Raw genomic sequence first — 12672 nt, 5'->3', positions numbered from 1 at the left:
ATTTGTAGTTATACGGAGCCAGCACATAAAATGGCAAAAGTAGTTGGAATTGACTTAGGTACAACTAACTCCTGCGTCGCAGTGATGGAAGGTGGTAAACCCACGGTTATTGCCAATGCAGAAGGTTTTCGGACAACACCATCAGTAGTAGCATTTGCCAAAAATGGCGACACTTTGGTAGGGCAAATTGCCAAACGCCAAGCGGTGATGAACCCTGAAAATACCTTCTACTCGGTGAAGCGCTTTATCGGTCGTCGCTATGACGAAGTGACTAATGAAGCAACCGAAGTTTCTTATAAAGTCCTCAGCAGCAGTGGTAACGTCAAGCTAGATTCTCCTGGTGCTGGCAAGCAGTTTGCTCCAGAAGAAATTTCGGCAAAAGTTCTCCGCAAATTAGTGGAAGACGCAAGCAAATATTTAGGTGAAACTGTCACTCAAGCAGTAATTACCGTCCCTGCATACTTCAACGACTCCCAACGCCAAGCCACAAAGGACGCTGGTAAAATCGCCGGGATTGAAGTTCTGCGGATTATCAACGAACCTACCGCCGCTTCTTTGGCTTACGGCTTTGATAAAAAGAGCAACGAAACCATCCTGGTATTTGACTTAGGTGGTGGTACATTCGACGTATCTGTATTGGAAGTTGGCGACGGCGTATTTGAAGTATTAGCAACTTCTGGTGATACCCACCTCGGTGGTGACGACTTCGATAAAAAAATCGTTGATTTCTTAGCTGAACAGTTCCGCAAAGACGAAGGTATTGATCTCCGTAAAGACAGACAAGCACTGCAACGTTTAACAGAAGCGGCAGAAAAAGCCAAAATTGAGCTTTCTAGCGTTACCCAAGCAGAAATTAACTTACCGTTCATCACCGCTACCCAGGACGGGCCTAAGCACCTGGATATGACGCTGACTCGCGCTAAGTTTGAAGAACTTTGCTCTGACTTGATTGACCGTTCTCGGATTCCAGTGGAGAATGCGTTACGTGATGCCAAGTTAAGCAAAAATGATATCGATGAAGTGGTACTAGTTGGTGGTTCCACCCGTATTCCCGCAGTCCAAGAGTTGGTGAAGCGGATTTTGGGTAGAGAGCCTAACCAAACTGTTAACCCTGATGAAGTAGTAGCCGTTGGTGCGGCAATTCAAGCAGGTGTGTTAGCTGGTGATGTTACAGGTATTTTGTTGTTAGACGTAACACCATTGTCCTTGGGTGTAGAAACCTTGGGTGGTGTAATGACCAAGATTATTCCTCGTAACACGACAATTCCTACCAAAAAATCCGAAGTATTCTCTACTGCTGTTGATGGTCAAACTAACGTAGAAATTCACGTCCTCCAAGGTGAACGGGAATTTGCTAACGATAATAAGAGTTTGGGAACCTTCCGCCTCGATGGTATTCCACCTGCACCCCGTGGCGTGCCTCAAATCGAAGTTGTATTCGACATCGACGCTAACGGTATCCTCAACGTTACGGCTAAGGACAAAGGTACTGGTAAGGAACAATCCATCAGCATTACTGGTGCTTCTACCTTAGATAAAAATGATGTTGACCGGATGGTACGCGAAGCAGAACAAAATGCTTCCTCTGACAAAGAGCGCCGTGAGAAAATTGAACGTAAGAACCAAGCTGATTCCTTGGCGTACCAAGCTGAAAAGCAGCTGCAAGAATTAGGCGATAAAGTACCTACGGCTGACAAAACCAAAGTAGAAGGTTTGATAAAAGACCTGCGGGAAGCTGTTGCTAAAGAGGATGATGAGCAAATCGCCAAGCTGATGCCAGAATTGCAACAAGCACTATTCGCGGTTGGTAGCAATATATATCAACAAGCTGGCGGTGCTGCACCTGGCGCTGAACCTCAAGATGGTGGTGGCGGTTCTTCTACTTCCTCTGGTAGCGGTGATGATGTAATTGACGCAGATTTCACTGAAAGCAAATAATTCCTCCAATGTTGTAGGGAAGGTGAGAAATTCTCTACTCAATATTTCCCATCTAGGTATTCACCTGGGTGGGGATTTTTTTATGTGGAGGATTTGGTATATAGGTTACAGGTTAAAGGTTACAGGTGATAGTAGACAGATTAAAGGTTACAGCAGATTGTAGGTGAATGAGGTAAAAGTTTTCTGCAAAATCTAAAATCCAAAATCTAAAATCTAAAATCTAAAATTGTTATATGTCTTATCCTGCAACACCTTGGACACTTTGCGGCAAAGCGATCGCCTCTGTTCATCTGGTAAATATTAACCATGTACGCTCTCTCATTCCGACGGAATTGCCAATTTTCTCTGTCTGGCCGGGTAAAACTCTTGCTGCTGTTTATTTATCCAATTACGGGGAAGGTTCTGTGTTGGAGTACAGTGAGTTAATCGTTGCTCCGGCTATGGTTAATTATCAAAATAAAATTGGTGCTTGGGTTTCGCACATTTATGTAGATAACGTTGATTCTATGGCTGGTGGTCGAGAAATTTGGGGATTGCCAAAAGAATTGGCCGATTTTACGTGGGAAAATGATCAGCGGGTGATAGTGCGTCAGGACGATCGCAATTTGTGTACTCTGAATTATACTCAGCAAAGTTTAGCTTGGCGACAAAGGCTGACTGGTTCGACCTTCAGTGTTAAGGGTGTGGAGTTACTCAAATTTTCGGCTGAATGTGAAGCGCAGTTGGGTTTGATTAGTTCCCAATTAGATGTTCCTAGTGAAAGTCCTTTTGCGAGTATAGGTTTAGGTCAGCCTTTTTTAACTGGGTGTGCTGAACAGATGAAATTAAAGGTTGTACATCCTAAAATTGTGGGACAAAGAGCGAGTGAAATTAGCGATCGCGCTCACCATTACTTTTGATTGTAGATGTCGTCACAGAGGTGGCGATCGCTTTCCGCTTTTGGATTATTCTGGAGATAAGCACGCGCCCAATTGCAACCACGCTTGAGAAGTTGATTTAAGTCTAAATCCCAAACCAAAATTTCGCTTTTGCGAGTAGCAAAAATATCAAAAATTTTGCTCTCACCAGTAGTAGCAATACTCTTACCATCTGGACTGAAACTCACACCCCTGTTGCCAAAACGCTCATAAGTGCTTAACAAAATGCCGTCAATACTCCAGATTTTGACTGTTTTAAAATCTGCTGAAGCAATCATTTTGCTATCTGGGCTAAAACTTATGCTGGTAATAGGGTAGTCATTATTTAGAGTAGTAATTTCTTTTTTGTCTAGACTCCAAATTTTTACAGTGTTATCTCTACTAGCAGAGGCAATTAACTTACCATCTGGACTAAAACTCACATTTGTAACAACGTTACCATGATCTTCAAAAGATTTAACTACTTCGCCATTTAGTTGCCAAATTTTTACAGTTTTATCATCACTAGCAGAAGCAATCAGCTCACCATCTGGGCTAAAGCTGACACTGTTTACGTTGTCTTTATGCTTTTTAAATGTACTGATCAGCCTGCCATCACGCTGCCAAATTTTTACAGTGTTATCCTTACTAGCTGAGGCTATTAATGTACCATTAAAACTAATAGCTAAACTTGTTATTTGATTGCTATGCCCTTTAATCGAATTTAATAAATGTGCTTCTTTGTTTACCTTTTTTGGAATTTGCCATATTTTTACTGTGTCTATACTACTATTAGTTGCTATTATGTTTTGGTTAACATCATAAATATCTTTAACCAAATTACCCAGGTTATTTATATACTTAGCAACCGAGACTTTTTTAATTCTATTACTATCAAATTTCCATAATCCTAATTGATTTTCTTGGGTGCGAGTTATTAATATGTCACTATCAAATATTAGAGGCGTATCGTAACTTTGATTTTCTGGATTATCGGACTTTAAACGTTTAACTCTACTATCATTCCAGGTGTTTATACTTTTAATAAAGCTCCCATCTATATGCCATACTTCGATGTTGTTTTGATTGGTTGTTATGGCTAACTTTTGACTATCTGAACTAAAAGTTATGGTTTTAGCTGTAGCTTTTTTAGTTTTTAACTGAATAGTATTAAGAATTGTGGCATTACGTTTCCAGAGCTTGATAATATTTTTTTCTTCTCTTGTAACTATAATTTGTCCATCAGGGCTAATTTGATATCCTTGTTTATTGATACTATTAAATTTTGAAATAAAAGAACCATTCGCTGTCCAGAATTTTATTTGCTGATCATCTTGATAAACTATTGCTTGAGGCTTACCTATAAAATAAGGATTTTGGTAACTGTAGTTTTCAATATCGACATCAGAGTATGGCAAAGTTGCGATCAAAGTTCCATTAGTATTCCATAGTTCTAATCTGAGCTTCTTTTCTTCTTCTTGTTTAAAAAATATTAACTTCTCTCCATCATCACTGAAATTAACTGAATCCGAAAATACAGAATTAATATTTTTGATTTCTTTACCACTTTTATGTATGAATTTTAATTTTTTTTGACCTGCAAGAATTAAAATATCTCCATTCTGATTAAATCCTACTAATGTATAGTTAATATAATCTTTCAAGCTCTTAATCAAATTACCGTTACGTTGCCAAATGTTGATAATCTGATTTTTACTATCACCTAATGTTGCTAGAGTTTTGCCATCCGGACTAAAAATTATGCTATTCACCTTATGTTTAATGTCTTTAAGCGTGGAAATATGCTTGCCATCACTTGTTAATAATTCGACATTATTATCATCTTTGACTAATGCGATAGTTTGTCCATCAGGACTAAAACTTCCTGATACTAGATTCCCCTGAAGAGTTTTCATAAAAGTCCCATCTTTTTGCCACAGTTGAACTAAATTATCTTCACTAGCTGTGACAAATGTATGGTTATCTGGACTAAAGCTAAACTCTGAATTGTCTCTTGGCAAAGTTGTTCTGAGAATACCATCTTGCTGCCATAATCTTACTTTATTACTAACAGAAGCTATTAGCTGACTATTAGGGCTAAAACTTACATTTAGTGCTGAAAAGTTATCAGAGCTTTCAAAATTATTATTTTTTTGAATGTTCCAGAGTTGTACAGTTCTATCCTCGCTTCCAGATGCCACCATTTGAAAGTCTGGACTAATGTTGACGCTAGTGATTTTATTTCTGTGTCCTGTCAGCTCAAAAGTTAGCGTAGGAAATTGTTCGTCAGTTTGGTCAATGTTGTATATTCCTACCCTCATTCTGGAGCTAATAGAGTTCAAATTATAAACAGTAGCTAAAGCAATAGTTTTACTATCAAGACCAAAACGTACACTTTGACCTCCAAGCGCATAAAATTCTTTTAGCAAGGAACCATTGCGCTGCCAAAGTTTGAGCTCACCGCTCTCTTCTAATGAAGCGATTGTCTGACTATCAGGGCTAAAAACAACCTGATTAACGGAATTTTTAAATTTTAGGTTCTGAATTTGTTGGGCATCCAAATTCCATAGTTTTACTGTATTGTCTTGACTACTAGAAACAATTAGCTGACCGTCAGGGCTGAAGCTAACGCTGGTAATACTGTCTTGATGCCCACGAAATATCTTTAGTTCTTTACCATCCAAACTCCAAAGTTTAACAGTTTTGTCTTTACTGGCAGTAAGTAATTTTTTACCATCAGGACTAAAACTAACATTAGTAATTTCTTCTTCATGTGCTTGAAAATTGAAGTTTTTTTCATCTTGATTTGTGAGATTCTTGAGTATTACTTTGCCATCCACACTACCAGCAACTATCATTTGAGAATCAGGGCTAAAGTCAATGTAGGTAATTTTCTTATCATGAACTGAAGAACTAAATATTTCTTTACCATCTCGACTCCATATTTTTAAAGTGCCATCAGCACTGCCAGAAACTATTGTTTGACCATCAGGACTAAAACTTACTTTAGTAACACTGTCAGCATGACCTTCTAAGGTATTAACTTCTCTTATGGTATAAACTACATCTTGCAAAGCAGTCTTTACCTGCATTTCTGTCTCTGGTTTTACTCCTATTGACCACCATTGTTTTAGTCGTTTGCCAGCTTTGATAGTTTCTATTAGTGCTTCTAAATCTCGATTTGAATTCAGCTTGCTTTTTGCATTGCTACTTATAGCAAGCAGTTGGGCATTATTCTGATTAATGAATATTAACGGTAAAAATATTGCCAATGCACCTGCTATAGTTCCTAGTGAGACTTTCCAAAGTAAGCCGCGACGTGTTTCTAGTAGTTGTTGTTGGAGAACTTCGTTTAATTTGGCTTCAGTTAACTTCCGTTGTTCTCGCTCTTTTTCTAGTTCTTTAATTAATCTTTCTGATTGTTGTTGGCGAACAAAGGGAACTAAATAATCATGAACTAGTTGATAGCGGTCTGAGGGAATTGCTGGGACTTTAAATATTAGTCCTGATTTAATTAATATTTCTAAAATTAAGTCGAGTTTTTCAGGTTGGACTTCTAATTCTAATTCTAAATCAGCACGAGTTTTTAGAGGGCGTAAATTGTTCTCATCTGTGAGTAGATACAACACTAGTTTGGCTATCTGCTCATTTTCTGTACCGCAGTCTTGAACAATTTCTTCTAAAAAGCGCCCGACAAATTTTTCTTTGGGGCCTTGTTGTTGATATTGTTCTAGTTTGGTAATTCTTTCAGTTTGCAGTTGCACGCCTACAACCTGCAATTCAATTGGGCGGACTTCTCCTAAGTCTCTGGCTAAATCTTTGACTAATTCATCTACGAGTGATGGTTCAAAAACAAATGGGGTTTTAGCTGTCAGGATGTGGATAACTGCTCTAGCATCTTCTGGGGAGAAGTTATCTAAATAATAGAGAATATCTTTGTCTAAAATATTGTTGTTAATTACTTCAAAATCAGCCAGTCGATTATTACACTCTAAAAGATAGTATAAGTAATCTTCTCGCAAGGATAAAATAACTTTAACAAAAGGTATATCTAAGCATTCACGTAAAAATTCATAAAAAGTTTTTCTACTACCTGGGTCTTTATAAACGAAGAAAAATTCTTCAAATTGGTCAAATATTAAGACTGTTAATAAGTTATAATCATCATTTTTGATAAATTGCTCTAAGATAGAATTCTTATCATGAAAAATAGGTATATCATCGCCTTCGTAGGGCTTGAGAGCGAAAGGAGTTAAATTAGCGATCGCCTCTCTCAATCTATCTCCTACTTCCCTCAACCAATCTGGATAAACTTGCTGTAAAACAGGCAAAACATCACGCGTTCCAATTGGCTTTTGTTTTAAGGCGGGAATTAACCCAGCTTGCAAAATTGAACTTTTACCTACACCAGATTGTCCATGAATAATTGTCAGTTTATGGTCGTGGCGACCCATGCGTTCAATTAAACGCTTTATATCTGGTTGTCTCCCAGATGCAGCAATTTCTTGCGCGACTGTATCGGAGTTTTCAGCTAATGCTAAGGCGGGGTTATTTACTTGCTGTTGTGGTTGCAATCTTCCCGCACCAATAAAGGCACGATAACTATATTGTTGTTCAATAGAACGCCGATATTGCTTAATATTAAATGCTGTTAAATATTCACCTTTTTTAAAATAGTTGTCGCGCAATTGGGCTAAAATACCAATATAAAGCTCTGGATCATATTGAGCTTTAGTGTCAGTTTTGGCAGTTTCTAAGGTTTTCAATGCTAATTCTGGTTGGTTGAGTGCAGCTTGCGATCGCCCCAATGCAAACAAGTACCAGCCACGATGATAGGAGTTTTCCCATTCTAAATCTGCCTTAGTTTCTTCACTAACTGGCTGCTGTATATTTCTTTGATAGTTATCGAGCAAATTTAGCGCCTGTTCAGCAGCGGCTTTGGCTGCATCTGGCATTAATTTTGCCAGTGCTACCTCGGCTTTGAAACTATATGCTCTTGCAAGTTTCAACGGATGCTCATAAATTTGATGCAAGGCTAAGGCTTTATTAGCTACAGTTTCTAATTCTTCCCAACGCTGGAGTTGTTGCAAAACTACTCCCAAGGCGTTGATGAATTTGGCTACTAAGTCTTGGCGATTCGCTTGCTCAAAGACTGCGATACATTTTTGAAGATATTCAGTAGAAATAGCACGAGAACTTTCTTGTTCGGAGAGATGCAGCACGGCAAATGTACTCCACCACACACCCAAGGAATAAAGTACCGCAGCACGATGTTCTAAGAATTGATCAGTTTGTTCAAACAGTGCTAAGCTGCGCTCGTAATGTTGTCGAGACTCTTCCATAAAATTAGCAGTAGCTCGACCAAGCATAAATTCTAAGCTGGCTTCGAGTTCTAAAGAAAGACTCAAGCGACGATTTTGTAGTTCATTGGCTGCGGCTTCTAACTCCACTCGGCGAGACGAACCAATTTGTAAATTGAGTGCAACTTGATCCAAATATCTCCCTGCACCCGCAGCTAAAACTCTAGTAAAGATTTCCTCGGCTGTTTGCTCAATAAAATTAATTAAATCAGCACTAGCGATCGCAAATTCAACTGTCGTACTCCAACTTTGCAAATCGGGTGCGACGCGGATGAGTTTTTGCAAGACTTCATCTGTCACCCACAACACCAAAGGAAAGTGAAAATTTTTGCGAAATTCTTCTCTGACTTGATTCGCCGTAATCAAAACTTGTTCTAAGTTAGTAACCGACTCTAAAGCAGAGACGACTAAAGCCTGGGGATGCTGTGCGCGGATGGTGTTTTGGATCGTTTGGTAAATAGTTTTGACTGATTTATCTAAAACTATTTCTTGAATTTCAACTTCACTGGATGCTTGCAAAGTTTGCATCAAGCTTCTTATGACACTAGTGGCATTACACCGCGCTAAGATCAGCGAAAATTCTCCTTGAGAAGTAGCGATCGCCCAATTTAATTCTTGTAAAGAATTTTCGTTATCTGTTTCGAGTCGGTACAATTCGCTCATAATTTTAACCCCGGAGCTTCTGCCAAAATTGGATTCAGGTCAAACCAAAAACCATCACGATCGCAATATTCATACACAAATCGGCTGTGTACCAAACTGCGATAACCTTCATCACCGTTGACTTGCTTGTTTTTTGCGACTTGACGCAGCAATTCCCATTCATGATCGGAAATTGCCAAGGTCATTTGATTGCAACGATACTTAATCACATTTTCTAAAAAATCACGTCCCAAAGGTAAACGTCTTTGTTTTTTAATCCAGTCATAGAGGAGTCTGAGTAATTCTCTGACATGACCACCACTCACACAGCACAGTCTTTCTAAAGTGTCAGGGTGATCAAAAACCTCTGGAATCAAGTCGAGGCGTTGCGCGGCTGGGACATCAGCAAAGCCTCTGGCTAATACCATCTGTTTGAGGAGATACATACCCTCTGCACAAATGCTACCATCGCGTTGCTGTACTGGAACCATTGGTAGTACTTTGGGGTCTACCATAAATCGTTGAGTCAATCTTTCAATATCGTTAGAAAACCGCAACGATAGAGGAATGGTGTAGACAACATGACATTTGAGTTGACGTAACTGTTCACCCCGATCCACAAAGAGATATTCTGGCTGAGGTCTTCCCCAAGGTTTTTGTGCAGTATCAAGGCGATCAAGATTATCAACAATTACCACCAGTCCTTTTTTGCCATGTTGCTGTAATTTAGCGATCGCAGATTCAATCAGTTCTTCGTTAATGACATCTAAAATACTTTTGGTACGCGGGCCAAGATATTCGCGTAACTTACTGCGAAACTCTGGACTATTTTTGGCTTTCGCGGTAATTTTGCCAATGCCGATGGTAAACTCTGTCGACCATTCAAGTTCTACCTGCACCAGTTTGGCTGCGCCTTCGATAATTTTCTTCAAACCTTTGGGTTCAGGAATTTTGAGTTGTTTTTCTAGAGTGTCCAGACTTTCAGTCACACGGCGAGCGATCGCTAGTAAGATATCTCCGATATCAACATCACTCATTTCTAGGTCTTGACTAGACTCAAAATATACTACTTGATAGCCTACTTCTTCTAATTCAGCTTTGAGTCTGAGCAGTTCTGTAGATTTACCACAGCCAATATGTCCGGTAAATAGTTCACAAGTCGGCTCATCAGGGGAAAAAAACGTAATATTTTCCTTTAGCTCCTCAATAATCCTGCCGCCACGCACTGAGGAGAAATCAATATAATATTTCCGATCCTCGGCATTCTCCACCGCCAACGTCTTACTAGGGTTGCACGCCTGATAAAATTTCTGCAAATCCAGTGACATCAAATACCTCGCCACAAAGCTCCATCCTTAGTTTATACAAAAGCCAAGTTACAAATTTCTAAAAATTTCTAAGTAATTCTTACATGCCCTCCATAAATTTATAGTCGGCATTATAAAAGCAATCTGGTTTGGGAATAATAAATTCACGGTAGAAAACTTCCAGACCAGATATATATATGTTGAATGTAGTAGTTGGCCATAGTAATGACCCTGATTCTTTAGCGGCGATTACTGAAGTTATCGAGCAATGTCAAGATAATTTAGGTGAAAAACGTCCTCAAGCTGGTATTTTATTTGCGGCAATAGATTTTGATTATGCACTTATCTTGCAAGAAATTGTGCTGGCTTTTCCTGGAATTGAGTTAATTGGTGGTACTAGCGATGCCGAAATTTCTTCATTATTAAAGTTTCAGCAAGATTCACTAGCTTTAATGCTATTTTGTGCTGATGAAATTGAAATTTATGCAGGATTGGGTAGAAATCTATCTCAAGACCCAATGTTAGCTACAAAACAAGCTGTAGAACAAGCAAAAGCAAAAATTAAACATCAATCTCTCTCTCAATTATGTTTGACTTTTCCCGAAAGTTTAACAGTTGATGGGGTGGTGATTGTTGAAGGCTTGAAAGTCGCTTTGGGGAAAGATATTCCTATTTTTGGTGGATTAACCGCCGATCAATGGAAATTTACAAAGACATATCAATTTTTTCAAACAGAAATTCTCAGTGATTCTGTTCCTGTATTGATATTTTCTGGTAATTTCTTATTTTCTCAAGGAGTCGCTAGTGGTTGGCATCCTCTAGGAAGAAAAGGCAAAGTTACCAAGGTTGAGCAAAATATTCTCTATGAAATTGATGGCAAACCAGCATTAGATTTTTATCATCATTATTTAGGTGGTCTTCCTCCTTCTGGTGAATATCCTTTAGCGGTATTTGAATCAGAAACTGAGGAATTTTATATGCGTGCGCCTAGCATTTATAATCCTGAAAATGGTAGCATCACTTTTTTAGGAGAAGTGCCAGCAGATGCTTGTGTTCAAATAGCACAAGCAAGTCGAGATGAGATTTTAGGTGCTGCGAAAACATCAATTACAAATGCCTTAAATAATTATCCTGGGAAACAGCCAGATGCAGCTTTATTTTTTTCTTGTGCGGCTCGTCGGCTATTACTAGGTACACGCACAATTGAAGAATATCAACTGGCTCAGGAATTTTTGACAGCAGAAATCCCAGGTTGTGGTTTTTATACTCATGGTGAAATTTCTCCGTTAAACAGTGGTGGTGAAACTAGATTGCATCATGAGACTTTTGTTACCCTTTTGATAGGAATATATTAAAAAATCATGCAATTAGATTATGAGCAGAAAATTAAACAATTGGAAAAAGCCAATCGCATTCTCCAAAAAAAACTAGATCGCTCTGAATCTTTAAGAATTGCATTAGAGGAAACAAATGAGAAAAAAGAGGCTTTGTTTCTCAAAGTAATTGACGAATTACGTGATTCACAAAAAACTTTAGAAGAACAAAGTCGAGACTTAGAGGAAACTTTAAAAAAGCTACGCGCTATGCAAAGCAAATTAGTAGAATCTGAAAAGATGTCTGCTTTAGGAGTTTTAGTAGCTGGTATTGCCCATGAAATCAATAATCCAGTAAACTTTATTTATGGCAATATTAACTACGTTACTCAATATGCCGAAGAAATTTTAGAACTACTAAAATGCTATCAAGAATATTATCCAAATCCGGTTGTAACTATAGCTGAGAAAATCAAAAAAATTGATTTGGAGTTTATCAAAAAAGATTTTGTACAAGTTTTACAGTCTATGGAAATAGGGAGTCAGCGGATTAGTGAAATTGTTCGCTCTTTACGTACTTTTTCCAGATTAGATGAAGCTGAACTCAAAAAAGTCAATATTCATGAAGGTATTGATAGCACATTGATGATTCTGCAAAATCGCTTAAATTCTCAACTCGGTTGTTCAAAAATTATAATTATTAAAGAATACGGCAATCTACCCTGGGTAGAGTGTTATGCAGGTAAGCTGAATCAAGTATTAATAAATATTATTAGCAACGCTATTGATGCTTTAGAGGAGAAATTAAATTATAGTCAGCATACTTATGCTAAATCAAATGGTTTGGCTACACTGCAAACTGAAACTTTTACCCCCACTATCAAGATTACTACAGAATTAATCAATAACTGGGTTTCTATTCGCATAAGTGATAATGGGATTGGAATTGATGAAAAAACAACGCAACAAATATTTAATCCTTTCTTCACTACTAAACCAGTTGGTAAAGGTACAGGTTTGGGGCTTTCTATTAGTTATCAAATAATTGTGGAAACTCATGAAGGACAGCTAGAATGTCAATCTATTCCTGGCGTAGGTACGGAATTTATAATTATGATACCTTTACAACGGGTGTAGCTGGATGTTGTGTTTTGAAATTAAATGCGATCGCTCTTTTACTCACTAGGTCAATTATCTATAAAGAAAACCCAGTTTT

6 protein-coding genes are annotated in these 12672 nt (G+C 38.2%); 4 read left to right on the top strand and 2 right to left on the bottom strand.

Annotated features, from left to right (window positions below; genetic code table 11):
• Positions 1 to 30 precede the first annotated feature (30 nt).
• Together dnaK and AC504W_RS05545 are read left to right on the top strand one after the other, a co-directional pair.
• Complete coding sequence (gene dnaK / locus AC504W_RS05550) at positions 31 to 1938, top strand: molecular chaperone DnaK (RefSeq protein ID WP_494876695.1); 1908 nt, start codon at positions 31 to 33, stop codon at positions 1936 to 1938.
• Between the two features lie 233 nt (positions 1939 to 2171).
• A complete protein-coding gene (locus tag AC504W_RS05545; protein ID WP_494876694.1) occupies positions 2172 to 2837 on the top strand; it encodes an acetoacetate decarboxylase family protein in 666 nt (221 codons plus the stop codon).
• Here the strand turns inward: AC504W_RS05545 and AC504W_RS05540 are convergent.
• Together AC504W_RS05540 and AC504W_RS05535 are read right to left on the bottom strand one after the other, a co-directional pair.
• Positions 2828 to 8857: a WD40 domain-containing protein gene (locus AC504W_RS05540; RefSeq protein ID WP_494876693.1), complete on the bottom strand. Its 6030-nt coding sequence runs from the start codon at positions 8855 to 8857 to the stop codon at positions 2828 to 2830. The genes AC504W_RS05545 and AC504W_RS05540 overlap by 10 nt on opposite strands.
• Positions 8854 to 10164, bottom strand: a complete 1311-nt coding sequence (locus AC504W_RS05535) for an ATP-binding protein (protein ID WP_494876692.1) — start codon at positions 10162 to 10164, stop codon at positions 8854 to 8856. The genes AC504W_RS05540 and AC504W_RS05535 overlap by 4 nt, the downstream gene beginning before the upstream one ends.
• A gap of 176 nt (positions 10165 to 10340) precedes the next feature.
• On the opposite strand from AC504W_RS05535, the gene AC504W_RS05530 reads away from it, so the two are divergent.
• Entirely contained in the window at positions 10341 to 11498 is a 1158-nt protein-coding gene (locus AC504W_RS05530) for an FIST signal transduction protein (RefSeq protein ID WP_494876691.1), read from the top strand.
• A 6-nt stretch (positions 11499 to 11504) separates the two neighbouring features.
• Complete coding sequence (locus AC504W_RS05525) at positions 11505 to 12593, top strand: sensor histidine kinase (RefSeq protein ID WP_494876690.1); 1089 nt, start codon at positions 11505 to 11507, stop codon at positions 12591 to 12593.
• The last annotated feature ends 79 nt before the right edge of the window (positions 12594 to 12672 follow it).

This window comes from Nostoc sp. C96 (genome assembly GCF_059384975.1).
The sequence above is the reverse complement of the archived record's forward strand: the minus strand, read 5'-3'. Positions and strand labels throughout refer to the sequence as shown.